This window comes from Candidatus Falkowbacteria bacterium (assembly GCA_026396835.1).
Classification (GTDB): Bacteria; Patescibacteriota; Patescibacteriia; order Patescibacteriales; family Patescibacteriaceae; genus Patescibacterium.
The window spans coordinates 42,019-68,213 of sequence record JAPLWA010000003.1 but is presented as its reverse complement, the minus strand read 5'-3'; the positions used below and the strand labels follow the sequence as shown (position 1 = coordinate 68,213).

26 protein-coding genes and 3 tRNA genes are annotated in these 26,195 nt (G+C 35.4%); 16 read left to right on the top strand and 13 right to left on the bottom strand.

All coding sequences use genetic code 11. The features are described 5' to 3' along the window. Positions 1-8: 8 nt before the first annotated feature. Genes NTY12_00740 through NTY12_00725 form a run of 4 tightly spaced genes read right to left on the bottom strand, consistent with a single transcriptional unit; the run spans position 9 to position 4,725 of the window. Entirely contained in the window at positions 9-1,406 is a 1,398-nt protein-coding gene (locus NTY12_00740; GenBank protein MCX6792531.1) for a glycine--tRNA ligase, read from the bottom strand. Between the two features lie 53 nt (positions 1,407-1,459). Continuing rightward, positions 1,460-2,758, bottom strand: coding sequence for an O-antigen ligase family protein (locus NTY12_00735; GenBank protein ID MCX6792530.1), 1,299 nt, complete (start codon positions 2,756-2,758; stop codon positions 1,460-1,462). Positions 2,759-2,762: 4 nt separating this feature from the next. Continuing rightward, a complete protein-coding gene (locus NTY12_00730; GenBank protein ID MCX6792529.1) occupies positions 2,763-3,659 on the bottom strand; it encodes a hypothetical protein in 897 nt (298 codons plus the stop codon). 1 nt (position 3,660) lies between these two features. After that, a complete protein-coding gene (locus NTY12_00725) occupies positions 3,661-4,725 on the bottom strand; it encodes a DNA recombination protein RmuC (GenBank protein MCX6792528.1) in 1,065 nt (354 codons plus the stop codon). A 222-nt stretch (positions 4,726-4,947) separates the two neighbouring features. Here NTY12_00725 and NTY12_00720 point away from each other — a divergent pair, with 222 nt between their 5' ends. Beyond that, positions 4,948-5,094 (top strand): hypothetical protein, encoded by a 147-nt coding sequence (locus tag NTY12_00720; GenBank protein MCX6792527.1) that lies wholly within the window; start codon positions 4,948-4,950, stop codon positions 5,092-5,094. 63 nt (positions 5,095-5,157) lie between these two features. Here NTY12_00720 and NTY12_00715 read toward each other — a convergent pair whose 3' ends face one another. Further along, on the bottom strand, positions 5,158-5,349 hold the full coding sequence (locus NTY12_00715) for a hypothetical protein (GenBank protein MCX6792526.1): 192 nt from the start codon (positions 5,347-5,349) through the stop codon (positions 5,158-5,160). A 299-nt stretch (positions 5,350-5,648) separates the two neighbouring features. On the opposite strand from NTY12_00715, the gene NTY12_00710 reads away from it, so the two are divergent. Beyond that, positions 5,649-6,173: a hypothetical protein gene (locus NTY12_00710; GenBank protein MCX6792525.1), complete on the top strand. Its 525-nt coding sequence runs from the start codon at positions 5,649-5,651 to the stop codon at positions 6,171-6,173. Further along, positions 6,173-6,499, top strand: a complete 327-nt coding sequence (locus NTY12_00705) for a hypothetical protein (protein ID MCX6792524.1) — start codon at positions 6,173-6,175, stop codon at positions 6,497-6,499. Before NTY12_00710 ends, NTY12_00705 begins: the two co-directional genes overlap by 1 nt. Positions 6,500-6,733: 234 nt before the next feature. On the opposite strand, the gene NTY12_00700 is transcribed toward NTY12_00705, so the two are convergent. The 6 genes from NTY12_00700 to NTY12_00675 form a co-directional block, all read right to left on the bottom strand. Next, on the bottom strand, positions 6,734-7,444 hold the full coding sequence (locus NTY12_00700; GenBank protein ID MCX6792523.1) for a hypothetical protein: 711 nt from the start codon (positions 7,442-7,444) through the stop codon (positions 6,734-6,736). A 115-nt stretch (positions 7,445-7,559) separates the two neighbouring features. Next, entirely contained in the window at positions 7,560-9,785 is a 2,226-nt protein-coding gene (gene topA / locus NTY12_00695; GenBank protein ID MCX6792522.1) for a type I DNA topoisomerase, read from the bottom strand. Then, the gene (gene dprA / locus NTY12_00690) at positions 9,754-10,896 is read right to left on the bottom strand and encodes a DNA-processing protein DprA (protein MCX6792521.1); all 1,143 of its coding nucleotides are present in this window, start codon (positions 10,894-10,896) and stop codon (positions 9,754-9,756) included. The genes topA and dprA overlap by 32 nt, the downstream gene beginning before the upstream one ends. 28 nt (positions 10,897-10,924) lie before the next feature. Continuing rightward, positions 10,925-10,998 (bottom strand) — tRNA-Ile (locus NTY12_00685). A 132-nt stretch (positions 10,999-11,130) separates the two neighbouring features. After that, positions 11,131-11,204, bottom strand: a tRNA-Val gene (locus NTY12_00680). A gap of 57 nt (positions 11,205-11,261) precedes the next feature. Next, positions 11,262-12,413: a hypothetical protein gene (locus NTY12_00675; GenBank protein MCX6792520.1), complete on the bottom strand. Its 1,152-nt coding sequence runs from the start codon at positions 12,411-12,413 to the stop codon at positions 11,262-11,264. 320 nt (positions 12,414-12,733) lie between these two features. Here NTY12_00675 and NTY12_00670 point away from each other — a divergent pair. After that, positions 12,734-12,805: transfer RNA gene (locus tag NTY12_00670), tRNA-Glu, on the top strand. A gap of 92 nt (positions 12,806-12,897) precedes the next feature. Here the strand turns inward: NTY12_00670 and NTY12_00665 are convergent. After that, positions 12,898-13,461, bottom strand: coding sequence for a YdcF family protein (locus NTY12_00665; GenBank protein MCX6792519.1), 564 nt, complete (start codon positions 13,459-13,461; stop codon positions 12,898-12,900). 130 nt (positions 13,462-13,591) lie between these two features. On the opposite strand from NTY12_00665, the gene NTY12_00660 reads away from it, so the two are divergent. Genes NTY12_00660 through NTY12_00650 form a run of 3 tightly spaced genes read left to right on the top strand, consistent with a single transcriptional unit; the run spans position 13,592 to position 15,378 of the window. Further along, positions 13,592-14,104 (top strand): NUDIX hydrolase, encoded by a 513-nt coding sequence (locus NTY12_00660; GenBank protein ID MCX6792518.1) that lies wholly within the window; start codon positions 13,592-13,594, stop codon positions 14,102-14,104. A gap of 8 nt (positions 14,105-14,112) precedes the next feature. Beyond that, positions 14,113-14,445, top strand: a complete 333-nt coding sequence (locus NTY12_00655; protein MCX6792517.1) for a nucleoside triphosphate pyrophosphohydrolase family protein — start codon at positions 14,113-14,115, stop codon at positions 14,443-14,445. Positions 14,446-14,451: 6 nt separating this feature from the next. Further along, on the top strand, positions 14,452-15,378 hold the full coding sequence (locus tag NTY12_00650; protein ID MCX6792516.1) for an FAD-dependent oxidoreductase: 927 nt from the start codon (positions 14,452-14,454) through the stop codon (positions 15,376-15,378). A 74-nt stretch (positions 15,379-15,452) separates the two neighbouring features. Here the strand turns inward: NTY12_00650 and NTY12_00645 are convergent, their stop codons facing one another. Continuing rightward, positions 15,453-15,740: a hypothetical protein gene (locus NTY12_00645; protein ID MCX6792515.1), complete on the bottom strand. Its 288-nt coding sequence runs from the start codon at positions 15,738-15,740 to the stop codon at positions 15,453-15,455. Between the two features lie 135 nt (positions 15,741-15,875). Between NTY12_00645 and NTY12_00640 the strand changes: the two genes are divergently transcribed. The 9 genes from NTY12_00640 to murJ all read left to right on the top strand — a co-directional run bounded on the left by NTY12_00640 (position 15,876) and on the right by murJ (position 26,188). Next, the gene (locus NTY12_00640; GenBank protein ID MCX6792514.1) at positions 15,876-16,922 is read left to right on the top strand and encodes a PilT/PilU family type 4a pilus ATPase; all 1,047 of its coding nucleotides are present in this window, start codon (positions 15,876-15,878) and stop codon (positions 16,920-16,922) included. Positions 16,923-16,992: 70 nt separating this feature from the next. Continuing rightward, positions 16,993-17,319, top strand: coding sequence for a hypothetical protein (locus NTY12_00635; GenBank protein ID MCX6792513.1), 327 nt, complete (start codon positions 16,993-16,995; stop codon positions 17,317-17,319). An 8-nt stretch (positions 17,320-17,327) separates the two neighbouring features. Then, entirely contained in the window at positions 17,328-19,559 is a 2,232-nt protein-coding gene (locus NTY12_00630) for a beta-propeller domain-containing protein (GenBank protein ID MCX6792512.1), read from the top strand. Continuing rightward, positions 19,537-19,968 (top strand): hypothetical protein, encoded by a 432-nt coding sequence (locus tag NTY12_00625; GenBank protein ID MCX6792511.1) that lies wholly within the window; start codon positions 19,537-19,539, stop codon positions 19,966-19,968. Before NTY12_00630 ends, NTY12_00625 begins: the two co-directional genes overlap by 23 nt. Before the next feature lie 6 nt (positions 19,969-19,974). Then, positions 19,975-20,727 carry a hypothetical protein gene (locus NTY12_00620; GenBank protein ID MCX6792510.1) on the top strand — a complete coding sequence of 251 codons (753 nt, stop codon included), beginning with the start codon at positions 19,975-19,977 and terminating at the stop codon, positions 20,725-20,727. 7 nt (positions 20,728-20,734) lie between these two features. Continuing rightward, positions 20,735-21,820 carry a PDZ domain-containing protein gene (locus NTY12_00615; GenBank protein MCX6792509.1) on the top strand — a complete coding sequence of 362 codons (1,086 nt, stop codon included), beginning with the start codon at positions 20,735-20,737 and terminating at the stop codon, positions 21,818-21,820. 6 nt (positions 21,821-21,826) lie between these two features. After that, entirely contained in the window at positions 21,827-22,990 is a 1,164-nt protein-coding gene (locus NTY12_00610) for a phosphoglycerate kinase (protein ID MCX6792508.1), read from the top strand. A gap of 2 nt (positions 22,991-22,992) precedes the next feature. Then, a complete protein-coding gene (locus NTY12_00605) occupies positions 22,993-24,552 on the top strand; it encodes a hypothetical protein (protein ID MCX6792507.1) in 1,560 nt (519 codons plus the stop codon). 4 nt (positions 24,553-24,556) lie between these two features. Further along, positions 24,557-26,188 carry a murein biosynthesis integral membrane protein MurJ gene (gene murJ / locus NTY12_00600; protein MCX6792506.1) on the top strand — a complete coding sequence of 544 codons (1,632 nt, stop codon included), beginning with the start codon at positions 24,557-24,559 and terminating at the stop codon, positions 26,186-26,188. The last annotated feature ends 7 nt before the right edge of the window (positions 26,189-26,195 follow it).

Below are 26,195 nucleotides of genomic sequence, written 5' to 3'. Positions count from 1 at the left end.
GCGAGTAATTAAAGGTTTCCTGAAAAGAAATTTTGTAATTCAGTGATCTTGATTCTTTCTTGCTTCATCGTGTCGCGATCACGCACGGTAACGTCGCCGTTCTCTAGAGTATCAAAGTCAATTGTAACACAGAAAGGCGTACCGATTTCATCTTGTCTGCGATAACGTTTGCCAACATTTCCATTGTCATCAAATTCGCAGCGCCAAGTTTGTTTAAGTTCATTAAATATTTCTCGAGCCTTACTAACTAAATCAGGTTTATTTTTCAATAATGGGAAAATAGCAATTTTAACAGGGGCAAGTTTTGGTGATAGCTTTAAGACGATTCGTGTTCCTTCTTCATCGTCGCCAGTTTTTTCTTCATTATAAGCTTCGCACAATACAGCCAAAAAAGTTCTACCAACACCAGCCGAAGTTTCTACAATATGCGGCATGTACTTCTCGTTAGTAGTTTGATCTAGATAGCTTAAATCCTGATTAGAATGTTTGCTGTGCTGAGTTAAGTCGTAATCACCACGAGCATGAACTCCTTCAAGCTCTTTGAACCCAAAGGGAAAATTATATTCAATGTCATAAGCTTCTTTAGCATAGAAAACTAAGTTCTCGTGTTTGTGCCAGTTCAGATTTTTTTCAGATATACCAAGATCAAGATAGAACTTCCAACGTTCAGCACGCCATTCTTCATAATACTTCATGTCATCGCCCGGTTTTACGAAGTACTGCATTTCCATTTGTTCAAATTCGCGAGTTCTAAAAATAAATTGTCTAGCCGTTATTTCATTACGAAAAGCTTTGCCGACCTGAGCAATACCAAAAGGAATTTTTACTCGAGCAGTGTCTAAAACATTTTTAAAGTTAACATAAATACCTTGGCAAGTTTCACCGCGTAAATAAACCGGTTCTTTAGTCCAGTCACCAGTAAAATTACCAAGATTGGATTGAACAAGTAAATTAAAATTCTTTCCGGGAGTAAAATCTTTTTCACCACAATTTGGGCATTTAATTTTTGCTTTGTTGTCTTCAAATATTTTATTAATTTCTTCTTCTGACATTTTTTCGTCAGCAAAAATTCCAGCTTCTTCTAAAAGCGTATCTAATCTTAAGCGGGCGTGGCATTTGCGACATTCTGTTAATGGATCAGAGAAACCTTTAACATGACCGGAGGCTTCCCAGATTTTAGGACTCATGAAAATTGCTGAATCAAGACCAACGATATTGTCATGTAATTGAACCATGGCCTTCCACCATTCTTTCTTAATATTGTTAGCTAACTCAACACCGTAAGGACCGAAATCATAAACCGCTGTAAAGCCATCATAGATTTCAGAGGAAGGGAAAACAAAACCGCGGCGTTTACAAAGCGAGGTAATTGCTTCCATTATTTTGTTATCATTCGTTTTTGCCATACTTTTATTATATAAAAACAGTGTAGCGTGCCAGCTAATCTATGTCAAAACCCTTATTTTCGTAAAGTCAGGCCCAACGCCGCGGCGCTGAACAACAAACCAAAATGAAGACTCATTAGCCAATGATCAAATAAGCCTATGCACAATAGAACAATAATTGTGCCGCTGATAATAAAACGATCTTCAGGGAATTTTTTCCAAGCTGAAATTATATTTTTAAGCATAAACCATAGCCATAACAAGGCTCCCAGTATGCCGGCTTCAGCTAAGATTAAAAGATATAGGTCATGAATTGGTTGGTAATACCAAACTAGTTGTTTAGGATCTTTGTCTTTTAAGGCTAAGCCATAAGTCCCAAGGCCTGAGCCAATTACTAAATGTTGTTTTATGATTGGCAATGATTCTTTGTAGCCAGCAATTCTTTCACTGGTTGATAGTTGTTCTAAACGAGTGTTAGCTGATAATCTTGGCAAGAAAATATAATAGTATGGTAAGGCGAATAAAGCGCTGATGATTATTCCAATAATAAATAGGGGAATAGCTTTTTTAATTGTGGCCATGAAACCAGTTTTTATGGCAAAGATAAAATAAATTATTACGGCTAATCCAGTTGCAATTAAAGCAGTGCGAGAAAAAGATCCAATCAAGCCAGCGGTTAAGAAAATGAAAGCTGCAATGATAATAACCCCTTTTTTATTTTTTGGTTCTGTTTTGAAAATTAAGTATAAGCAAAAAAAGATAGCTAGAGCAGCTAGACCGCCAAGCATGTTTGGATGATCAAGCGAGCCGTAAGCTCTCAGCCAGCGCTCAATTACGCCATCAGGAGCCATTGTTTCAATAACCGAAGCCCCTAAATCACCGGAGCTATGTTGAGCTAAACCAAGCCAAGTTACGGCTGGAGCAGTCTGGCTAATGAATTGCCAGGAACCAAGCAAAGCTACGACGGCGGCACCGGACACGAAACTCAATAACGCAGCTGAGCGCGTGATAATATCCTGGCGCAGGACAATAAATAAACCCAAAGCAAGTATTATCCAAGCAGCGTGAAATAAACTAAGTCCTTTGTTCAAACTAAAATATATGTTTGCCGCTAAGGTAAAAATTGAGATCACTAATAATAAAAGATTATCAGTACTAATATCATTTTTTAATTTTTCTAAGCGTCGATTAAGAAGTTGTAAGATTATAATGATGAACAATAAAATGTCGCTGGCATAAAGACTGATTGTGCCATATTCCCAGTAATCTTTACCAATTGTTCCGGCATTAATAATCCATCTAGTCTGCCAAGGCAAAGTAAAGAGAAAAATTATTAAAAGCCAAGTTTGAATTTTCTTTAGATTTGCCAACATAAAATTATATTAATAACTTGTTTATTTTTTCATTAGCCGCAGCAAAAAAATATTCACGGCGATCAGTCGTATGCAATTTTAGAATATGGTCATTTATTATCACGCCATTAGTTTGATTATTTGTTTGTCGTAAGGCAGAATTCATTAAAATTAAATGAATTTTATGGCTTAATTTTTCTAGAAAATTTCCGAAAGCAGATGATTTGTTATTTGAAGCTTTTTCTTTAAAACGTTTTAATGGCACTGCTGCGCTGCTTTGCCAATTTGGTAGTTCATTGTTTAACCAACCGTTAGCTTTTATTAGGGCAAGGTATGTTTCTTTAGAACCAAATAAAGGCATTAAACCAGCTAACCAATATGTAAAATACCAATCATCATTTCCTTGTCGACAGTTACTTAAATCTAGGGCCGTTTCATCAACCAAAAAACTAAGACATAATTTATTTTTAACCGATTTTTCAGTTGGTCTTAAAGCTAGTATTTTTAAGATTATAGTTGCCAGTAATTTTACTAACCAAACTCGATTACTTTTAGTAATAATAAATAAATCAATATCTGTTTCAGGCTTTATGTTATTTGGACCAATAACATTTGCTAAACAAATTAATTTTATCCCCGGCAACCAGGAGATAAATTTTAGGCGATGTTGTATAATCTTAATTTTTTTATCAGCTTCGCGGTAGCGAGTTTGTCTGACATTAATTATCTCTTGGCGATCCCGCAAAAAGAAAAGTCCGTCAGCTGATGATAAATTAGCGACGGATAAGTTATTTTTTACAGTTTCGTAGGAAGTTTTAATAGGCAAGAATTGCCAAATCTCAAAATCAGTTAATGGGTAATTAAACAAATCAAAACGAGCAGCTACAGTAATCAATGCTTTATTTAGCTGGTCATTTTCCATACTATTCTCCTTCGTCTAGAGTTGGACGATTCAAAGTTATTGGTTCAACACTGGCAGCTTGGCCAGAGATTTTAGTTACGTCTTTATCGATTTTAACAAATTCTTTATGAGCCGTATTAAAATGATTAACCGTTGTGCCTAGACTGCTGCCGAGTTTAGTTAAGTAAGTTTCATAAGTTCCAAGATGTTGGCTTAATTTACCAACGGAAACAATAATTGATTTGGCACTCTCTTCGATCTGCATGGCGCGCAAGCCCTGTAAAACAGTTTGTAGGTAAGCTAAGAAAGAAGTTGGTGAAACAATAATAACTTTATATTTAGAAGCCGCGCGTTGAATTAAGTTTTCAGTTTCTTCGTTAATCGCTCCGATTTTGTTAATTAACAAATCATAATAAATTGCTTCATGAGGAATAAACATAAAAGCAAACTCCATAGTGCCTTGCTCAGGCTGAATGTATTTTGAAGTTTCAACAATTCTGTTTTTTAAGTCGTTTAGAAATATCTTTTCGTAACGTTCACGTTCAGTTTGGTCGACGGCTTCAATAATACGATTATAATTTTCTAAAGAGAACTTAGAATCAATTGGAATAATTTTATCTTTTACAAACACAACCGCATCAACAATGGTTTTGTTCTTAAAAGCATATTGCATTTGGTAACTACCGGGCGGCATGACATTCTTTAGTAATGTCTCTAGGTAGTATTCGCCAAGAACGCCGCGCTGTTTAGGATTTTTTAAAATATCTTGTAAGCTTTGTAGCTGTGAAGAAAAGTTAATAACCTGACGATTGGTTTCATCAAGCTTGGTTAACTTCTCAGTAACCTCTTTTATGAGTTGAGATGATTCGCTAAACTGCTGACGAGTAACAGTGTGAGTTTCCGAAAGCTTGTTATCAAGTACTTGCTTCATTTCTTTGCTCTGTTCACTCAAGTTAGCTAGTCTTTCCATTAAAGCGCCTGACTCAGTGCTTTGACCACTTTTTTTAAGAAGTGTTATAATTATTATAAGCAAAGCTCCAACTAGGAGTGCGGCTATAACGAGGATAATGATAAATAAATTTTCCATAAGTATTGCAAAGTAATTCGTTTGTCATTATACTCTATAATATAGCTATATTCAATAAACAAATTTATGAAGAAAACAAAGTCCGACAGTCGCTTCATCACTTGGAAAGTGAGCCGAAGCTTCATGTCTTCCTTGGCTAGCTTCGTAATTGGCTTTCTTGTTGCTTGGTTAATCTGGGCTCAGACAGCTTCTTACATGTTTGCCATCATGCGTCCCTAGTTTATGAAGGGCCAAAGCCGAACTAAAGTCTGCAAAAGAACCGGCAGTCCTGCTTTTAGGACGCCGAGTTTTTTTAAGAACAAACAAAGAGTTGTTACTATGCCTAAAACTTTAGTAGATAAAACAACTAAATTTTTTGGCGCTAAGTAAATTACATTCTGAATATAAAAAAGCCGTTGAATCTCGTTCAACGGCTTTTGTTTTTGGCTCTTTTTAGAGCACAACCATGATTTTGTCTGTAGTCCATTGCCATGGCGGATAGTTTTCCTTATCGTCAAATACGACCATGTAGCATTCTCCTGGTACATTAAAAAATTTTCTACCACAAATCTTAATTTTACCTTTTCTACCTTCGATTGAAACCGGGTCATCTTCCTTCGGTTTCTTTTCTTCGTTATTGTCCATTTTTTGACTAAGTTATTTGAAAATTATTAAGTTGTCTCAACTTCCTTAAAGAAGCAGGGATAACCTAATAATATGCAAATAATAGCAGCGTATTTAAAGAGCATTTAATATCGAAAACTACCATAATAGTTATATTTTGTCAATATTATTCGAAAAAGTGTGAATTTAGCTAATAAATTATAGCTATTGACAAATTGCCAATAATATTGTAGTGTTCTGGCTATGAAGTATATATCAAAGGCGTATTGTAGGAATAATCCTGCTAACGACCGGAAAGTATACAGAAAGGTTCTTTAAAAATGAGAATGTATTTAAATGAAGAATCTGATTGTTTTGGTTTATTAAATAATCAGATAAAGCTAAGCGAAGGTGGAGTACCTTTTCTTGAAGGAAAAATGATTCATAGTCCTGAATTAGCGCCTTATATTGATTCATCTACTCTTGATGAAGAGGTCTTTATAAATAAAAGTAAATTAATCAGAGCTTTTTTTATTAAAGCTACTGAAATAAAATTTATTTCTTATGCGAAGTATCGTTTGAGAGGAGTCTATCGATACGGTAAGGTAACTGTTGAAGTTACAGATTCTGATCAAAGTAGATATGCGTGTGTAAAGCTCGAAACAAATTCATGGGCAGGTATTAAAGAAATGAAAATTCTTCTTCAAAAACTACAGGCTGGCACAATCGCTCCAATTATATCTTATGAAAATGTGCAAAAAAAGCAAAATGCTTTTGATATTCTCAGGGGTATGATGGCTGATCATAAATTATCTTTAATTAAAAGATTTATCTTGGCTTGGAGATTGATGTTGGAGGGAATATAATGTCATATAAAATATTTCCAAAAACATTTGATAATGATCAATTGATTATAGAATTCGATTATAAAGAAGAGAAAAATGCTTTTGAAAGAGTTCTGAAATCCATAACTGATAAAGCTGAATCTAATAAGCCTCGTCACGAAGCTATTGAGGATTATGAATTTAATTCAATACTTGATATGAAGGTTGCGATGAACCATGTAGAAAATTTGAGGCGTATCATCGGTTTAGTAACCTTGAATATTAATCATAGATTTTCAGTGATTATTGTTCCGTTATCTGAGTATTCAATAAAACATAAAACTTATTGGTTTTCAGAGGTCGTATAGAGTCACATAAAATTAAATAGCACAAAGCCGTTTACGAAAGTAGACGGCTTTTGACTTTTTATTGTATCCTCGCCAAATTGTCTGAACCACAGATACCACAGATGAACTGATTGATACAGATAATAAAAACTCTCTTTTGGAGAGTTTTTATTTGTTTATATTATTTGGGTCTGTTTGATTCAAAACCATCTGTGCATATCATAAAATCTGCGTAATCCGTGGTTCTGACTATCCTTATTCATTATCCAATACTAAATTAGAGAATTTTGTTAATATAGCAATTTCTGAATTAACCAGTTTTATTAATTCTGGAGAAGTTATTGGCTCACCCTTTAAATAATTATTTATTTCATCTTGAAAGTTAGCAATTCGTGGGTCGAGTTTTAAAACTGGCATTTCTCTGTCTCTTGTCATATCAAATTTTTCTATTTCTTTGCCAAAAGTATCATAGTTATCTTTAATAACTTGATCGCGTTCTTTTTTGCTTAGTTGAAAATGAAACTTATCAGTTATCTTAATATCTTCACCCTGACCTCGAGATATAGCTGATAATTCTTTTTTAACTTCTTCCTGTTTGTAGTTTGGACCCATGCTAACTCTAACCATATCATCATCGTCGCTATCTAAATATTTATCACAATGTATATCTACTAAAGCCTCGTATTTTTCCCATCCGCCATTTTTATTAACATATTCATCCATTTCCTTTTCTGAGAGAGGTGCTATATCACCACCCGCCACATCACTTTTTTCTAAAACTAGAAAATCTACATGTTGGCCAGGATCCTTTATATTTTCTTCAAAGGCTTTTTTTAAAAATTGTCCAAAAAATTTTTCATTATAATGGTAACCAGCTAAAACAATAATTTTACCTTTTTTAGGGTTTTCTCTAATTTCCCCTTTAAATAATTGTGGGTCACTTTCTAGCTCAAGTTTTTCTTTCATATGAGCTTATTCTAACATGAGAGTAAATAAATACAAGTAAGTATAAAAATAAAACCCTTTTGATAGAGGGTTTTATCTGTGTTAATCAATTAATCTGTGGTATCTGTGGTTCAGACTATTTTCCGTAATCGCAGCCTTTGCCTGAACAACGTGGGCCATCTTTGCCTTCAACTAGTGGCTCGCCGCAATCAGGACATTTATCACCAGTCGGCTTACTGTTAAAAGCTGTTTTACAATCAGGGTATTGGTCACAGGCCCAGAAGATTCCGCGGCGACTTCGCTTTTGGATAATGTGACCTTCTTTACAAACTGGACATTTAATAACTTCGGCGTTTGGATCAACGATATTTTTTATATTCTTACATTTTGGGTAAGAACTACAAGCCAAGAAAGGACCAAAGCGACCATTCTTAACTACCATTTTTGAACCGCACTTTGAACAAACTTCATCTTTGAATTGTTCATTCAAAGCATTAAGTTTTTCACTTTGTTCAGGTGTCGCATCTTTATTCATGGATTTAATATTGCGGCACTCAGGAAAGTTACTGCAAGCTAAAAATGGTCCAAAGCGACCAGTTTTGACTAACATAGGCGAACCACACTTATCGCACTTTTCCTCGGTTGTTTGTTCTGGCATAATATCGGTTTTTTTAATTAGTTCATATTTAGTTTGTAGGTTCTCATGAAAGGGACCATAGAACTGAGACACGATTGGCTGCCATAATATTTTTCCGTCAGCAATTTCATCAAGATCATTTTCCATTTTAGCTGTAAAAGTAACATCGACAATATTTTTAAAATGTTCAGCTAGTAAATCAATGACAATTTTAGCAATGTCGGTTGGTTTTAATCTTTTATGTTCATCGCGTGTAACGTAATTACGCGCTTCAATTGTAGAAATGGTTGGAGCATAAGTCGAAGGGCGACCAATGCCGTGCTTTTCTAATTCTTTAACTAAAGTAGCATCGCTGTAACGGGCTGGCGCTTTAGTAAAATGTTGTTCTGATATTAGATCTTCCAATTCTAATTTTTCTTTTTCGCTAACTTCAGGCAAAATTGTTTCTTGGCTTTTTTCCGGTGATAGCTTTAACCAACCAGGGAAGACAATGGTCTGACCAGTGGTTTTGAATTCGCCTTTGTCAGCTTTAATGTTAATCGCAGTTTGATCAAGTTGTGCTTCTGGCATTTGGCTGCAGATTGCTCTTTGCCAAATAAGTTTATATAGCTTGAATTGATTAGGCGCTAATGAATCTTTAATGCTTTCCGGCGTTCTAAGCGCAGAGCTGGGACGAATTGCTTCGTGCGCTTCTTGAGCGCCTTTGGCTTTAGTTTTAAAATGACGTGGCTTATCAAGCGCGTATTCTTTGCCTAATGATTCAATTAAATGTTCGCGTGCTTCATTCAAAAAATTCTCACTTAGATTTAGTGAGTCAGTTCTCATGTAAGTAATCAAACCAACGCTGCCTTCAGAGCCCAACTCAATACCTTCGTATAACTGCTGAGCTAACATCATGGTTTGCTTGGCTGAAAAACCTAAAGTTCGGTTAGCTGCCTGTTGTAAACTTGAAGTTATAAATGGAGCAGGCGCTGATTTATTAGTTCGTTTCTTTTCTAGGCTTTCAACTATAAAATCAGCTTGTTTTAATTTGCTAACAAAGTCTTCAGTCTCTTCTTTATTTTTAATGGCTAGCTTATCAAGTGACTTATTATCGAACTTAACTAATTCAGCATTAAACTTTTCTTTTTGTTTAGTTATGAGTTGAGCAGTAATACTCCAGTATTCTTGAGTTTCAAAACTGTCAATTTCTTTTTCGCGATCAACAATTATTTTTAGAGCGACTGATTGAACGCGTCCGGCTGATAAACCGCGCGCGACTTTTTTCCATAAGAAAGGGGAGAGCTCGTAACCAACCAAACGATCAAGTACACGACGAGCTTGTTGAGCGTCAACTAAATTTTGATCAATTTGACGCGGTGTTTCTAAAGCGTGTTGAATTGCTTCTTTAGTAATTTCGTGAAAAACAATACGAGAAATTTTATCCGCCGGAATCTTTAGTGCTTCGGCCAAATGCCAAGCAATCGCTTCTCCTTCGCGGTCTTCATCGCTTGCTAGAATAATTTCATCAGCTTTCTCGGCTGCTTTCTTTAATTTAGTAACAGTTTTTTTGGCTTTGGTAGGAATAACATAACGTGGTTTAAAGTCATGTTCAATATCAATACCAATATCAGACTTCGGTAAATCGCGGATATGACCAAAAGAAGATTCAACCATGAACCCCTTGCCTAAAAATTTTGAAATTGTTTTCGCTTTAGTCGGCGACTCGACGATTACTAGCTTCATGTGTAGTTTTATTAATTTTCATTGGCTTATTCCTAATATACTGCATGTTTCCTAAATTTTTGACTAAGCCCTTTATTTCCATAATAGTCAGTCTACTGTTTATCACATTGATGTCAAGTTTTGTCTCTTTGGCGATTAGATCAATATGTTGCGGTCCAGCTTTTAATAATTCAATAATTTTTTCATCATTATCATTGCTGTTTAATGACTTTTGACTGTCCGCTTCTATATCTATGTTAGCTAGATTTAATCCGCTAATAATGTCATTAGCCTCAGTTATAGGCTTAGCGCCAGACTTTAATAGATTGTTTGTACCAATAGAGCTGTCATTATAAATTGGTCCAGGAATAGCCATAACTTCCCGGTTTTCCTCTAAAGCATAGCGAGCTGTAATTAATGCGCCTGATTTTTCAGCTGCCTCAATTACTAAAGTAGCAAAACAAGTACCAGCGATTAAACGATTGCGGCGTGGAAAGTTGCTTTTGTGTGGTTCAGTCTTGGGCGGGAATTCAGACATAATTGCACCACCATTGTTAATGATTTTTTGTGCTAAATTTTTATTGGCTCGAGGATAAACTTGATCGACGCCGCAACCAAGCCAAGCGACAGTCGCTAAATTATTTTCTAGTGCCAGTTGATGCGCTAAAGTATCAATCCCCAATGCTAGACCACTAACTATTGTAATATTTGAAGCGGCTAATTCGCTAATTATTTTTTCAGTAGCATGTTGACCATAACTCGTTGCTTTGCGCGTGCCAACAATTGCGAGTGGTGCTAAAAATAATTTTTTATTTAATTCTCCTTGATAATAAATTAGTGGCGGCGGAGCATAAATTTCTCTTAACAATGGTGGATACAAAGAATCATCTAGTGTCAGTAGTTTAATACCCTCGTCTAAAATATTTTTTAGTAGTTCGTCCGGTTTAATTTTGGCGCGATGATCAAGTAACAAATTAACATTACTTTCTTTGACGCCGCTAGCAATTAAGTCTTTGCTATTTGCTTCCCAAGCTTTTTGCCAAGAACCAAAATAATTAAATAAAAACTTTAGCCGTCTAGGGCCAAAGTGTTCAAAGTGACTTAATGCTACTAAATACTCTATTCCCTCCATAGAATATAAATTAGGTTATTAATTTTTGTACACCCGCTTGGACTCGAACCAAGGACCCTCGAGGTATAAGCTCGATGCTCTAACCAGCTGAGCTACGGGTGCGAGTAGAATTTTATAATTTTGTAGTTTTTAATTTTTAGTTAATGCTTTAAATTTTTAATTTTTAAACTAAAAACTAAAACATTAAAAATTAATTATAAAATTATAAAATTAAAAATTATAAAATTGTTCTTGTGACCACTAGTGGACTCGAACCACTGACCTCTACAATGTCAATGTAGCGCTCTAACCAACTGAGCTAAGCGGTCTTAACTTAGACTAAGATACCATAAGCCTTATCTTTTTTCAAGATATTGTCTCGGAATTTATGATTCTAACAGTTTTATTTTGCCTTCAATAGATTTTATAAGGTTTTCGTTGGCTTCATTCAAAGGCATATTAAAAGAAACCAAGGCTGATGTTTTTGTGCCTTCGGCCATAAAAGGTTGCGCTAGATATAAGGCATCAATGTTTTTAACACTATGGATTATGGCTTTAACGGTCTTTACTTCGCTGTCAGTTTGTTCTGTTTCATAGCTTAGAACAATAACCTGAGCTTGAGGCATATTAACAATTAATTCTTCAATTACATCAGCTAAGTTTTCAGGCTTAGTTTCTGTCGTATTAAAGTCCTCAGCTTTTATAGTTGACCAAACAACTTTATTGTCGAGCGTGCTTTGTAGATTGGTTAAGACAAGTCCCCAGAGCTTTAGAACATTAAGTTGGCGTGAGCGATAAAGTGCATTAATAATTTCTTCCCGGCGTCCGTCACGGCTAATTAATTCTGAAGCAATGTTTAGGGTGCGCGGAGTTATGTTAGCTGTCTTAAAGCTTTTCGTCGCCGTGATTAAACCAGTCAATAAACAAGTAGCAATATCGCCATCAAGTTTAATATCTTTTTGTTCAAACAAGCTATAAAGTATTTCTGCAGTAGCAACTGCGTTAACATTAACTAAATTGATTTGCCCGTAGTTATCATTAGCTGCTTGGTTATCAATATTAATAACTGTAGTTTCAAAAAAGAATTCCGTATCATGATCATAGATTGAACCGAGTGATTCAAAGTCGGCTGTGGCTAAGCTAATAATTAAATCATATTTGAAGCCACTGGAATGAGATGAAATATCTTGATTTTTGAAAAAACCATCTTTAGGTGAAATAATAAAATCAAGTTTAGCTTCATCAACCTGATATTCAATCTGACTAACTTTAGCATTACTAATATTTAGAGAAATAATGAATTTTCTGAGGTTTTCTAAATCAGGTTTAATTAAAGAAAAGCCCGGTAAGAAAGAATAGCTAGAGCTTGCAGTTGGTTTTTCTGCCGCTACTTCTACTTCTTTATTATTCTTTCCAAGCCACAAACGAAGCGCCAAAGCAGAAGCCACGGCGTCGCCAGACCAATTGCGACCAAAGACGATTAGTATCCTTTTGGCCTTATCAATAGTTTCGAAAATTTGTTGTTCGTTTGTTTTCATGTAAAATTAAACCCTAGATCTGTAAAATCAATCTTTCAATCTACGGTAAATATGGGCTAGTGTCAAGGTAAATCAGTGCTTGACAATATTGCTTTTCATTATTATACTAGATTTTGATCTTAATTTTCTTTAATTATAGAGATTATTGACTCATGGTCCCATCGCCCTCCTTCGCTTTGCGAGCTACGGAAGGGCAAGTCTAAGATTAGCCAACCAAAGGTTGGTCGCCCTTCGGGCGAGACGCCAGGTTTTTCCGCCAAAGGCGGACCCGCCTCTGGCGGGCATCCTTAAATAATGGTTGTTAAAAATTTAATATATTTGGTCCCATCGTCTAACGGTTAGGACGCCAGGTTTTCATCCTGGTAATAGGGGTTCGATTCCCCTTGGGACTACTAGAAAATAAAAACAGACTTTTGAGTCTGTTTTTATTTTATGCAATGGCTCTCTTAAATAAAAAAGCAAACAACGGTTAAGTGGTCTGCTTTCATTTTCTAATAACTTTTGTTAATTTTCTTAAAAATTTACCTTGCCTATCGATTGTAGTAATTAATCTTAAAATAAATTCTTTAATTATTTCAATTTTGCTAATTTGAAAATAATTTTTTTCTTTTTTAAGATGTTCTACTATTATTTCCTCGGCAGCAACAGGTTTGTTTATTTTAAAAAATTTATTAAATATCATGGTCGCTCTTTTTAAGTGGACCTTTGACGTCATTAACCACAGTTCTTTATCCGCGGTATTAATTAATTCATTTTTTAAAAGCTTCAAAATCTTTTCAGCATTTGCAAAAGTGTCGATTGATTCTTCCTCTAATATTATTAAATCAATGTTTACACCTGGAGATTCTTTAATCATGAAATCTCTTATTGCTCTTGCTTCCGATAAATTATCTAAGCCAGCTGTTTTGCCGCCAGAGATTATAACCATGGTATCTTTGAACTGATTCATGATTATAACAGTGGCCGTAGCTATTATTTTACTTTCCTGACTTAGTTCAGGATACTCTTTCCAGTTCCTGCCTAGAACGATTATTATTTTTTGTTTCAACGTGCACCCTCTCTTTTTATTTTATATCGCAATATAACATCTTTTATTGCAAAAGTCAATGGCTAAATTGTGCTTCTAATCATATTGCTCAAAGGTACGATTTATTATATGATGTCAAAACATATTATTTATGAAAGCAGACAAAATTAGCCTAGAAAAAGCCAAACAAGATAAACTATTTTACTTTGTTGCCAACGCTGTTGTTTATAGAGAAAGCGATGGTCGTTGTCTTATCTTAAAGCGCTGTAATACCGAGAAAGTTCATCCCGGAAAATATTGTGTTCCTGGTGGTAAATTAGATTGGGATGACTTAGATATAAGCAAGCCTACTAGAATGAATGGTGATGTTTTTGATTTTGAAAATGCTTTAGAAAACTTGTTAATTCGCGAAATAAAGGAAGAATGTAATCTAGAAGTAGCTGGTCAGCTAAAGTATATTAATAGTGTCGCTTACATTCGGCCCGACGGTGTTCCTGTTATGATGATTAAATTAACGCTTTGTTATAAAAGTGGTGAAGTAAAAATTGAAGAAGGCGCCTTTGATGATTATGCCTGGGTTAATGAAGAGGAAATAAAAGAATATGAATGCATCAATGGAATAAGAGAAGAGGTCACTCAAGCAATTTCTTTTTATAAAAAGTAAAAAATATTATGAAGTTAAATGAGTATCAAAAAAAAGCAGCGCTGACTGCGAAGTATCCAACGATTTCAAAGCGTTATGTTTATCCAGCGCTTGGCTTAGCCGGAGAATCTGGCGAAGTGCTTGATTTGGTAAAAAAGATTTTTCGTAATCATAAAGGCAAGATTACGCCTGAATATAGAAAGGCCTTAAAAGATGAATTAGGCGATGTGCTTTGGTATGTTGCTATGTTGTCGAGAGACTTTAATTTTGATCTAGAAGATGTTGCTAAATTAAATCTTAAAAAGCTTGATGAGCGTTTAAAAAAAGGTACCTTACATAAGGACAGTAAATACCGTAAATAAAAATATATGACATACGATTATGATTTAATTATTATTGGTTCTGGTGCAGCTGGTTTGACAGCCTCAATTTATGCTTCACGCTATAAGATGAAGAATTTATTAATTGGCGACATTTTAGGTGGTACTACAACCGAAGCTCACAAAATTCATAACTGGCCAGGTGATCCTGGAATTACTGGTTTTGAACTAACCAATAAAATGTCAGCCCATGTTAAAGAATTGGGGGCTGAGATAATGGGCGATACAGTTGTTGAAGTTGCCAAGCAAGATAATGGCTTCTTGATTAAAACTAAAAGTGGTAAGTCTTTGAGTGCTAAAAAAGTTTTATTCACTTCTGGTACAAAGCATCGTCATCTTGGTGTAGCACGTGAAAATGATTTACTAGGCAAAGGGGTTGGTTACTGCGCAACTTGTGATGGGCTATTTTATCAAGGACGCCGCGTCGCCATGGTTGGTGGCGGTAACTCTGTAATTTCTGCTGCTTTGTATTTAGCTGATGTGGCTGAAAAAGTTTTTGTAATAGTTCGTGGGGAAGCTTTAAAGGGTGAGCCACTTTGGCGTGAAGAATTAGCTAAGCGTCCTAATGTTACTATTATTAATAATACCAATGTCGTTAATTTAGTTGGTCAAGAAAAGCTTGAAGCCTTAGAGCTTGATAAAGAATATAATGGCTCTAATGTCTTAGCCGTTGATGGAATGTTTGTAGAAATTGGTTTAGTACCACAAACTGAATTATTTAAAGTCATGGGCGGAGAAACTGATGCGCTTGGTTATATTTTAGTTAAAGCTGATATGTCGACTAATATTCCTGGTGTTTATGCGGCTGGTGATTCAACTAACGCTTCAAATAATTTTCATCAAATTGTAACAGCTTGCGGCGAAGGTGCTGTGGCCGCTGATGCAATTTATAAATCATTGAGCGTTTCACAATAGTTAAAACTGTTTTTATAAATACAAAAGCCGGTTCCTGAGAATCGGCTTTTTTGTTTATTGTTCAAGACTTGATGCTATTCAGCTTCTCTATAACCATGTATGTATTTTTCACCTTTTATAAACAACTCTGGCGTTTCAAATACGACATATATTTCTGTTCCTGATTCACTCATAACAGCGAAATATTCCCGAATTGTGTCTGTTGAAAAAGTACAGGCCTCTTCCCAGCAACCAATACATTCATAATGTTTATTAATAGTGGCATGCTTAGGCCATTGTTTAACTTGCTTTGAGGTCCACAGTTTTTTTAAAAGAAATATTATAAAGAGCACGAGTGCTACAACAACTATTGTATTCACCATAACTTATTTCTCCTTCCAAGAGTTGATTTTTATTTTAAGGTTTTTATTTAATTCAAGAGATTACAATAAAGGTGTTAATATGTCAAGATTGTAGTAAAATATATATCATAAAATATATGCTATAATAGATTACATATGATTCTACGAGATTATTTCAAAATAGCGATTGATAGGCATGCTAGCGACCTACATTTAGTAGCTGGAGCATTGCCTTCTTTACGTATCGACGGTAAGTTAGAAGCCATTGCTGGCGAAGAGGTGATTGATAATGCGTTCATGATTAATGAATTAAAACAAGTCATTAGCGAAGAGCTCTGGAAAAAGTTTGACGCCAAGAGAGAATTGGATTTTTCTCATGAATTTTTTGGTAAACGTTTTCGTATTAACCTTCACTATCAACGCGATCAAGTTGCCTTAACAACACGTTTGATTTCTGAAATGTCACCTGATCCTGATTGGCTAGGCTTTAATGACACAATTTATAATCTTGCTAATTTAAGAGATGGTTTAGTTTTAGTAACCGGTCCGTCTGGCTCTGGTAAGTCAACGACTTTAGCGGCCATGATTAATATTATTAATAAGTCACGCGGTTCACATATTATTACAATTGAAGATCCAATTGAATATGTTTTTGAAAATGATAAAAGTTTAATTGAGCAACGTGAAATTGGAACCGACACTTTAAGTTTTGCTGATGCGCTTAAATATTCTTTGCGCCAAGATCCAAACATTATCATGGTTGGAGAAATGAGAGACTTGGAAACTATGGCAGCAGCTTTAACCGCAGCCGAAACTGGTCACTTAGTTTTATCAACTCTACACACAGCCTCAGCGGCTGATAGTATTTCTAGAATTGTTGACTCTTTCCCGCCACATCAGCAAGCTCAGGTTTTAAATCAGCTTTCTACTTGTTTGAAAGCTATTATTACTCAGCAACTTATTCCTCGCTCAACCGGAGGTTTAGTTGCGGCTAGGGAAATTTTAATAAATAATGCTGCCGTGGCTAGTCTTATTCGTCGTAATCAAGTTACTCAGATTATGTCGATTATCCAAACTAGTGCGCGTGAAGGCATGATTCCAATGAACAAAGCAATTGATCAACTCACTGAAAGAGGTATTGTCTCTTATGAAACTTCCGAAGGAAGAAAGAGGAATATGGAGACGCAAGCGGCTTATTATTAGTCCTACGCTAAAGCTTCGGACTATAAATAATTATTTTGTTTTAGATAAATAATATAAATTAAAAGATGTTATGCGATTAGAAAGATGGCAAGAAATTGTTGAACAAATAAAAAACTCTTTTGATGTAGAGGATTCAGGTATTATTGAAGATGATGAGAATGGTGGAACTAAAACCGAGTACATTGAGTTTAATGGCCCTTTGGGTCATTTGCGTTTAGAGTATTCTACTCATCCGCTTATATTGCAAACTAATACTAAATATCATAAACGAATTGGATCAGAAACCTCGATTGATTATGTTTATAGTCCAACTGAAACCACAAGCTCTTTAGATGTTTTTCGTTGGGATGATGAACTTAATGATTGGCGAGTCTTTGATTCTAAAGCTTTTTCTTAATCTAAAATATGAAAACAAAAATAATTATTGCTTCAGTTATTGTTTTGGCTATTGCGGCAGGCGCGTTTTACTTTTTTTACAATAAGCCGGCAAATAAGATAAACCCTAATCCCGGCGCTAGTTCAGGAATCGATCAATTAAAAGCTAGTTTAGATGGACAGAAAGAATTAAAGAAGTTTTCTTCAGCCGAAGAAATTAAAAACTTTTTTGCTAGTCGACCAGTCAGTCAATCTAGTGGTTCTGCTCGTGATACTGGGCTTGGCTTATGGGGAGATTCAACTGCTAAGTTATCTGCTCCGACTGAAGCTTCTGGTTTAGGCGCAGGACCAGCTAATAATTTTTCCACAACTAACGTGCAGGTCGCCGGAGTTGATGAATCTGACCTTGTAAAAACTGATGGCAACTATGTTTATTCAATAAATAATAATGTAGTTTCAATTATTAAAGCTGTACCAGCTGCTGATGCTTCGCTAGTGACGACAATCAAGCTTGATGGTCAGGGACAGGAAATATATATTAACAAAAACCGCTTAGTTGTTTTTGGTTATGATCAATCAGTTGATAATGACGCTTCGATGAGAATTTATTTTAGACAAAATTCCTATGTCTTTTTATCGTTTTATGATATCAGCGATCAAGCCAATCCAAAACTTTTGAAAAATTTAAAATTTGAAGGTTCTTATACTGCCTCTAGACTAATTGATAATAAACTTTACTTTATAAGTACGACTTACAATTTTTATCCTGGTGGTGATTTTGTTTTGCCTAAGGTTTTAGCTGACGGAAAAATGATTTCAAGCGAAAAGAGTTCTAACGTTTATAGTTATCCAGAAGTATATTATGTTGACTCTAACTCAGCTTACAATGCTAGTACGGTTTCACTAATATCTTTAGACGAACTTGATAAGCCATTAGTTTCTCAGGTTTATATGATGCCGGCTGGCGAAAGTATTTACGCTTCAGCTGGTAATCTATATTTAACTTACACAAAATATTTAAGCGACTACCAACTAAGAATGTCGGTTGCTCGTGATTTCTTATTCGATAAATTATCACAAGAGGATCAAGCAAGAATTACTGCGATTGCCAATATTGATTCAGCAATTTTGTCCGACGATGAAAAAGCTATGAAAGTAAATCAGGTGATTGATAATTTCTTAGCACGCTTAGAAGTTGGTGCAAGAGATACTTTGATTAAACAACTTGATGATGAGTTTGCTCAGCGCTATAAAGATGTTTATAAAGAATTAGAGAAAACCGTAATTCATAAAATTAGCTTAGATAACGGTAGTCTAACTTATAAAGGGTCGGCTGAAGTTTCCGGACGAGTGCTTAATCAGTTTTCGATGGATGAGTATAAGGGTTATTTCCGTGTAGCTACAACTCGTAGCCAGTCTTGGATGATGCCCTTAGCTGCTTCATTTAGGAAGATGCCTGCTCCAGAACAAACCCAAGAATTATATAATAATGTTTATACGCTTGATGATCAGCTAGCTTTAGCTGGTACAATCGAAAATTTAGCACCAGGTGAGAGAATTTATTCAGTTCGTTTTTTGGGGGATCGCGGCTATGTTGTTACTTTTAAACAAACCGATCCTTTGTTCGTTCTTGACCTTAAAAATCCAGCTCAACCAATCGTCGCTGGTCAGCTCAAGATTCCTGGATTCTCAAGTTATTTACATCCTTATAAAGAAAATATGCTGATTGGTGTTGGTAAAGAGGCAACTGACAATGGCGTTCAAGGAGTTGATGTTCGGGGAATAAAGTTAAGTTTATTTGATGTAACTGATATGACTAATCCTAAAGAAGTCACCAGCTTAGGTTTGGGTGGAAGAGGTAGTGATACAGCGGTGTTATTTGATCATAAAGCTTTTCTATTTATTCCTGATAAAGACCTAGTTGCGATTCCAATGTCTTTGACAAAGGCAGACTCCAGTAACTACGCGCCAGAGTTTCAAGGTTTAGGTGTCTTTAAGATTGAAGCTGATAAAATAACAGAATTGGGTCGCATTGCCCATCCTTTATCTGAAGCTCAGAAAGCCTCAGGTTATACAGGGTCAGAAATGATTTCTCGAAGTTTGTATATTGGTGACTATCTTTACACTCTATCACCAACAATGTTTGGCGTTCATCAACTGGTTGATTTAAAAAATATTAAAACAATTAACTTGCCGACTTTGGATGCTCCAATTCAAGGAACTCCAGTCCCAATTTTATATGAAAAACCTCTCGTCAAATAACAAAAGTATATATTTGCCAATTATTTTATTATTAGTTATCTTGATCGTCGCCGGAGTTTTATTTTTTGTAAAGAAAACAAATAATCAAACGCCAACTAATAATAAAAATTTAATTACTAATGATAAAAAAGAGCCTGTCTTTGATAGTAATAAATATAAAACATTAGTGCGGGGTCTTTTTGCACGTTTGTCGCCAGCTAACCCAGCCGATGCTCAGCAAGTTAAAAAAGAATTATTAGATATAACTGTTTCTAAAGAATTTAAAGAGGTTCATTTTGAGCTTGTTATGGCAAGCGCGTCTTTAGAAGATTATTCTTTGTCACGTGATGAAAAATCATTAACAAAAGCCAAAACTATTTTAGACAAACTAAAGAAGGATTACACTTGGTTATCTGATAAGTCACTATAATAAACTATGAATTCTCGAATTGCTTTTTTACCAATCGCAGCTTTGGCTAATTTAGGCCTTTTTATTTGGTGGTATTCTAGAACCAACGATTTTTTATATATAACCATAGCATTAGTTGTAATAAACTTAATCTTAGCCTTATGGCTTAATAGTTCCCGCCGTGATTGGTGGAGCTTTTCTTTGTTGCCTTTGATTTTTACCTTCAGCGCACTAGCTTATTCTTTGGTTATTAGTAGCCCTAGTGTCGTTATAAGTATTATTACTTTTACTTTTGTAGTGTTGGTAATTTATTGGCGCCTAGTTTATATTTATGCCTTTAAACATCCCGCTTATCATCCTTTTAGTTTAGAGCGTTTCTTTTACTATTTAAGTTTTATTTCAATTTTTTTCTTTACTGCTGCTGCATACGGAATTAAAACTTTTCTTGATATACCTCTTTGGCAGCTAGCTAGCGTTTTTCTATTGTTTGAATTAATTTTGATTTATCTGTGGTCATGGATTAATAAACTTGACTGGAGCGCTGCTTGGCCATATAGCGTAGCTCTGTTATTTATGGTTTTAGAGTTGTTCTTCGTCATGACCTTGTTGCCTTTGAATTTTAATATCAGTGGTTTCATTGTTGCCTCTGCTTGGCATGGCATGTCCTTCTTGGCGACTGAAAATATTGGAACCAGGTTAAACTTTAAACGCGGTCGCGTGCTTATTAGTCTTATAATAATTATCTGGCTTGCCGTTTTAATTACGGCTCGCTGGTTTTAAAAAATTTATGAAGTTAACTGAATCTTTAAAATTTTGGCTTGTTTTCTCCTTTGTTTTAATAGCTGCTTTATTAGGAGGAATTTTAGGTAACTGGGTTTTTATTTATATGCTTGATAAGTATTATGGCATACCGGGCGGTAATTATTTGGCGAACTCAAGTTCTCAGTCAGTTATCGTTCGTGAAACTAAAAAAACGATAGTAGAACAAGATAGCAAAATTTCTCAGTCTGTTTCCTTGGCTGATAAGAGGATGGTAAAGATTTTTAAAAAACAAACAAATAGTATTTATCAACCAAAGGATGCTGTTGCTACGGCAACGATAATGACTAGCGATGGTTGGTTGATGATGGCCAATAGTTTAACTCCTTCAAAAAATAATACCTGGGAAGATTATGAGGCTATGACAGCTGACCGTAAGGCCTATGTTATTGAGACTATAAAGTCAGATCCAATTAGCAAAATTTCATTTGTTCATTTGGTAGATGCAAAAAATTTGTCAGTTAATAGTCTAATTTCTAGTCAGGACCTATCAACTGGCCAAACTTTAGTAGCTATTGGTTTTGACGGTTCGGTTGAGATTAGTCGTTTATCACGTGATATTTCGACCCTATATTCAAGTGATACATTGTTCACCAAGTTGGTCGTATCGAATTTTAGTGGACACGGTGCTTATTTATTTGATGCCAATGGGCAGCTAGCTGGTCTTAGTTACAATGGGGCTATTTTGGCCATGAATGGCATACAGAAAACTTTAGAAAAGCTTTTAACCGAAGGTAAAATAGTTTATGCACGCCTTGGTGTTAATTACCTGGATTTAGCAAAAGTTTTAGATAAGGAAGCTAGGGTTGGGGCATTAATTACCACAATTGATAAAGATAATTTAGGAATTATTCCAGGTTCTCCGGCCGAGAAAAGCGGTCTTAAATTAGGTGACATAATTGCCGCCTTAGATGATACACCAATCAATGAATTTAATAGTTTGACTTTATTGATGCAAGATTACGCCCCTGGTGATACAGTTAATCTAACTGTTCGTCGTGGCGCAGAAAATAAAAAAATATCAGTTAAGCTCGATGAGATTACAGTGAAATAGTTTTTTATGAAAATCTTTTCAGTTCAAGATAACTTAAAAAAAATAGCAGGTAAAAAAGTCTTACTAAGGCTTGATCTTAATGTACCTCAAGCTAAAGGTAAGATTACTAACGAGTATAAATTGCGTTGTGCCTTGCCGACGATTAAGTTATTACGCAGTCTCGGCTGTTCCGTAATAATCATTACTCATTTAGCTGAGCCAAAATTACCTTTAAGCAAACCAGAACAGAAAAGTTTCTCAGTTGAGCCTTTGGCTAAATGGTTGGCTAAAAAATTAAATATTTCTATTAAGGTATTAGGTATGAATTGGTCAGCTATTAATTTGGCTGTAAAAAAAATGTCTGACAGCGAAGTAGTCATGTTTGAAAATATTAGACTGTTTAAAGGAGAAATAGATAATAGTGAAGTTCTAGCTCGTCAGCTGGCTAGCTTAGCTCAAGTCTATATTAATGATGCCTTTGCTGTGTCTCATCGCAGTCATACTTCGGTTGACGCTATAAAAAAGTATTTACCATCTTTTGCTGGTCCGCTTTTAAGTGTTGAAGTAAATAATTTAGAAAAAGCTAGAACTGGTAAGAAGCCGTTTGTTTTAATCATGGGTGGTGCTAAGCTTTCAACTAAGTTACCTTTGCTTAAAAAATTAGCGCCCAGTGCTTCGGTAGTTTTAACTGGCGGGGGAATTGCTAACACAATTTTTAAAGCTACTGGTTTAGAAATCGGAAAATCTTTGTTTGACAAAGAAGGTGCAGCAGTCTATAGTCGAGCTAAACTAGCCAATGTTATTGCACCAATTGATGTAGCAGTTTTAGCTAATAATAAACGCTTAGAAAAAAATCTTAAAGACATTAAGCCAAGTGATAACATACTAGATATTGGTCCAAAAACTATTAAGCTGTATGCTAAATATATAGCTAAAGCTAAAACAGTTATTTGGAATGGGCCAATGGGCTTATTTGAAAAAAAGGCCTTTGCAAAAGGTAATCAGCAAATTGCAGCTTTAGTTTCTAAGGCTACTAAAAATAAATCTTTCACTTTAATTGGTGGAGGGGAGACCGTCGCCGCTCTTAGCACCAAAAATAAATTTAGTTGGATTTCAACTGGCGGTGGCGCTAGCTTGGCTTATCTTGAAGGAAAATCTTTACCTGGTTTAAGCAAGCTTATTAGATTTTAATTATGACAACTGTAAATAAAAATACGCGACCTAAACCGGTCGCTCTTATAATGCTCGAGGGCTGGGGTGTTGCTCCAGAAAGTACGGGTAATAAATTAATTGGTTCAGCGCCATATTTTAGTCATGTGATTGAGCATTATCCGGTTAGCGTCTTGAATGCCTCTGGAGAAGAAATTGGTTTACCTTTGGGCAAGGCTGGAAGTGGCGAAATTGGTCATACGGTAATAGGGTCAGGTCGCTTGTTTTATGATGCTCGATATCAGATTGATAAAAAAATTGATGAAAACTTATTTTCTAGTGGTGAGGGTTTTGGTGAATTGGTTGATTTTGCTAAAGCTGGTAAGACATTTCATTTGATTGGCTTGCTTTCAAGTTCAGAAAAAGAAGCTTCAATTAAGCACTTAGAAAACATAATAATTTATTTAGAGTCTAAGTCTGTAGGTAAAATTTATGTTCATTGCATTCTTGATGGACGAGAAACTAATAAAAATTCTGGGCAGAAGTTAGTTGAAGAATTTTCCGAATTTTTAGCTGAGCATAAAGCTTGCCAATTAGTCTCTTTGGTTGGGCGGCTTTATGGTTTGGATGAAAAAAATAACATCTCTCGTAGTGCTAAAGCATTTCAGCTATTTTCTTTTGGAGAGGGGAATGTGTTTTCTTCAGCTAACGAAGCCTTTGATCAAATTTATGATAAAAAAATATTTGATGAAGAATTTCCTCCGGTAACAATTCGAGAAGAATCAGTTAATCCAACTAAGATAAATTCATCTGACGTGGTTATTTTTTGGAATCATTCAGGACAAGGCATTCGTCAACTAGCTAATTATTTCACTTCTAATTTAACTGAGGTAAAAACTTTTACTTTAGTCGATTATAATCTAGATACTGAAGTTTCAGTTCTATTTCCTAAACCAGCTTTAAGTGATTCTTTGGGTAAGATATTTTCTAATAATAATTTACGTCAGCTAAGATTATCAGAAAGCGCGGGCTTCCCTAATGTTACAACGGCTTTTGATTATTACTCGACTGAGTTCTCTGACAAAGTTGATAAGAAACTAATTCCAGCGTCAGCTAATGTTCCCTTGGTCGAAAATATAATTGAGACAATCAAAGAGACCAGACGCCAATTTAACGAAGCGGTTCAGAAATCAGTTTATGATTTAATTGTCGTTACCTTCTCACAAATTGATTTAATGGCTCATAATCAAGAGCGGGATGATCTATCTTTAGTTGTTAAGTCTTTTGATGATAATATTAAGTCAATGATTGAAGCGGTTGAGCTTTCTGGTGGTGTTGCAGTTATTGTCGGAACTCACGGCTTTGCCGAACAAACAATTGATCCGGCCGTTGATAAAGAGGTTTTTTATCATTCGCTTAACCCAGTACCCTGCTATTTAATAGGTAAGCAATTTGAAGGCTATAATCTTGGCTGGCCAGAAGCAGTTGGTGGTGATTTAAGTCTTCTAAAGCCAATTGGTTCTTTAGTTGATATTGCTCCAACAATCTTGACTTTAGCTAATTTGCCAGTTCCTAAAGAAATGGTTGGAAAAAGTTTAATATAATAACATGTCTCGTAATCCCTTCAGTCGTTTTTTTAATTCGTCTCCCGGAGCAAGCGTTGCTTCGGCTGCTTTTGTTATCGGTTTAATGTCGATTGCCAGCAGATTCTTAGGAATTTTTAGAGATCGTATTTTAGCTTCTTCGTTTGGTGCAAGTCAGACTCTGGATATTTATTATGCGGCTTTTCGTTTGCCTGATTTAGTTTTTAACTTGTTGGTTTTAGGGGCACTATCGGCTGGTTTTATTCCGGTCTTTGCTCGATTAATAAAAGACAATAAAGATCATGAAGTTGCCTGGAAGTTAGCTTCGAATATTTTAAATACTCTTACGGTCGGATTGTTGGTTGTTTGTGGCGTGGCGGTTTTGATTGCACCATGGCTAGTTAATGTTATTGCGCCAGGTTTTCCAATTGAAGCTCGTTCAACTATTGTGACTTTAACAAGAATAATGTTCTTGTCACCAATCTTTCTTGGTCTATCAAGTATTGCTGGCGGAATGTTGCAATCGTTTAGTAAATTTTTTGTTTATTCGCTCTCACCAATTTTATATAACATCGGGATTATTTGTGGTGCTTTATTTTTAGTTCCATATTTTGGCATCATGGGCTTAGCTTGGGGTGTGGTCATTGGATCTTTCTGTCACTTCTTAGTTCAGCTGCCAGCTTTATTCCAGCTCGGTTTTAGATATCACTTTTTTATTGATTGGAAAGATAAATCAATGCGAGCAATTTACAGAATGATGACAGCTCGTACTTTAGGTTTAGCTATTACCCAAATAAATTTAACTGTTATAACAATTATTGCCTCTGGCTTACCAGCCGGATCTTTAAGTGTCTTTAACTTGGCAAATAATCTACAATCTTTCCCGGTTAGTATTTTTGGAATTTCATTTGCGATTGCAGTATTTCCGTTGCTATCAGCCACAACAACTGATAAAGATTTTACTGATCGCTTTTCTAGGACCTTTAGACAGATTATGTTTTTTATTGTTCCGGCGACGGTCGCCTTTATTGTTTTGCGAGCTCAGATTGTGCGTGTTATTCTTGGTAGCGGTCAATTCAACTGGCATGACACTACTTTAACAATTGATACTTTAGGTTTCTTTGTTTTGTCTTTATTTGCACAAGCCACAATTCCTTTGTTAACCAGAGGATTTTACGCGCGACATGATTCAAAAACACCTTTCTTTATTGGCTTGTTCTCAGACGCTATGAACGTCTTCTTAGCCTTATGGTTAATTAAAATTTTGGGTGTTGCGGGGCTAGCCTTATCATTTTCGCTCAGCGTAATTTTAAACTTCTTACTTCTGTTTTTCGTTCTACATCATCGTTTAGGTTCTTTGGACGACAAGAAAATTGTTGTTTCAATTGCTAAGTTCTCAGCCGCCGCCCTTGCTATGGGTTTGAGCGTACAGGCTATGAAATTACTAGTTTGGCCATATGTTGATATGACTAAGTTGTGGGGTGTCTTATCTCAGGGTGCTTTAGCTGGCTTGTTTGGCTTAGTTGTCTACTTGGCTGTCTGCTCATTATTAAAGAGTGAAGAATTCTTTGAACTTTGGGCGGCGACTAAAGTTAGAATTCTTGATTCAATTAAGAAGGTAAAGAATGATGACCAAGGTGAAGTAAGAGGAATATAGTAACAAT

Excerpts from the sequence above, each read along its gene's own strand:
- NTY12_00740 (MCX6792531.1), bottom strand. The coding sequence starts at position 1,406 with ATGGCAAAAACGAATGATAACAAAATAATGGAAGCAATTACCTCGCTT.
- NTY12_00735 (MCX6792530.1), bottom strand. The coding sequence starts at position 2,758 with ATGTTGGCAAATCTAAAGAAAATTCAAACTTGGCTTTTAATAATTTTT.
- NTY12_00730 (MCX6792529.1), bottom strand. The coding sequence starts at position 3,659 with ATGGAAAATGACCAGCTAAATAAAGCATTGATTACTGTAGCTGCTCGT.
- NTY12_00725 (MCX6792528.1), bottom strand. The coding sequence starts at position 4,725 with ATGGAAAATTTATTTATCATTATCCTCGTTATAGCCGCACTCCTAGTT.
- NTY12_00720 (MCX6792527.1), top strand. The coding sequence starts at position 4,948 with ATGAAGGGCCAAAGCCGAACTAAAGTCTGCAAAAGAACCGGCAGTCCT.
- NTY12_00715 (MCX6792526.1), bottom strand. The coding sequence starts at position 5,349 with ATGGACAATAACGAAGAAAAGAAACCGAAGGAAGATGACCCGGTTTCA.
- NTY12_00710 (MCX6792525.1), top strand. The coding sequence starts at position 5,649 with ATGAGAATGTATTTAAATGAAGAATCTGATTGTTTTGGTTTATTAAAT.
- NTY12_00705 (MCX6792524.1), top strand. The coding sequence starts at position 6,173 with ATGTCATATAAAATATTTCCAAAAACATTTGATAATGATCAATTGATT.
- NTY12_00700 (MCX6792523.1), bottom strand. The coding sequence starts at position 7,444 with ATGAAAGAAAAACTTGAGCTAGAAAGTGACCCACAATTATTTAAAGGG.
- topA (MCX6792522.1), bottom strand. The coding sequence starts at position 9,785 with ATGAAGCTAGTAATCGTCGAGTCGCCGACTAAAGCGAAAACAATTTCA.
- dprA (MCX6792521.1), bottom strand. The coding sequence starts at position 10,896 with ATGGAGGGAATAGAGTATTTAGTAGCATTAAGTCACTTTGAACACTTT.
- NTY12_00675 (MCX6792520.1), bottom strand. The coding sequence starts at position 12,413 with ATGAAAACAAACGAACAACAAATTTTCGAAACTATTGATAAGGCCAAA.
- NTY12_00660 (MCX6792518.1), top strand. The coding sequence starts at position 13,592 with ATGAAAGCAGACAAAATTAGCCTAGAAAAAGCCAAACAAGATAAACTA.
- NTY12_00655 (MCX6792517.1), top strand. The coding sequence starts at position 14,113 with ATGAAGTTAAATGAGTATCAAAAAAAAGCAGCGCTGACTGCGAAGTAT.
- NTY12_00650 (MCX6792516.1), top strand. The coding sequence starts at position 14,452 with ATGACATACGATTATGATTTAATTATTATTGGTTCTGGTGCAGCTGGT.
- NTY12_00645 (MCX6792515.1), bottom strand. The coding sequence starts at position 15,740 with ATGGTGAATACAATAGTTGTTGTAGCACTCGTGCTCTTTATAATATTT.
- NTY12_00640 (MCX6792514.1), top strand. The coding sequence starts at position 15,876 with ATGATTCTACGAGATTATTTCAAAATAGCGATTGATAGGCATGCTAGC.
- NTY12_00635 (MCX6792513.1), top strand. The coding sequence starts at position 16,993 with ATGCGATTAGAAAGATGGCAAGAAATTGTTGAACAAATAAAAAACTCT.
- NTY12_00630 (MCX6792512.1), top strand. The coding sequence starts at position 17,328 with ATGAAAACAAAAATAATTATTGCTTCAGTTATTGTTTTGGCTATTGCG.
- NTY12_00625 (MCX6792511.1), top strand. The coding sequence starts at position 19,537 with ATGAAAAACCTCTCGTCAAATAACAAAAGTATATATTTGCCAATTATT.
- NTY12_00620 (MCX6792510.1), top strand. The coding sequence starts at position 19,975 with ATGAATTCTCGAATTGCTTTTTTACCAATCGCAGCTTTGGCTAATTTA.
- NTY12_00615 (MCX6792509.1), top strand. The coding sequence starts at position 20,735 with ATGAAGTTAACTGAATCTTTAAAATTTTGGCTTGTTTTCTCCTTTGTT.
- NTY12_00610 (MCX6792508.1), top strand. The coding sequence starts at position 21,827 with ATGAAAATCTTTTCAGTTCAAGATAACTTAAAAAAAATAGCAGGTAAA.
- NTY12_00605 (MCX6792507.1), top strand. The coding sequence starts at position 22,993 with ATGACAACTGTAAATAAAAATACGCGACCTAAACCGGTCGCTCTTATA.
- murJ (MCX6792506.1), top strand. The coding sequence starts at position 24,557 with ATGTCTCGTAATCCCTTCAGTCGTTTTTTTAATTCGTCTCCCGGAGCA.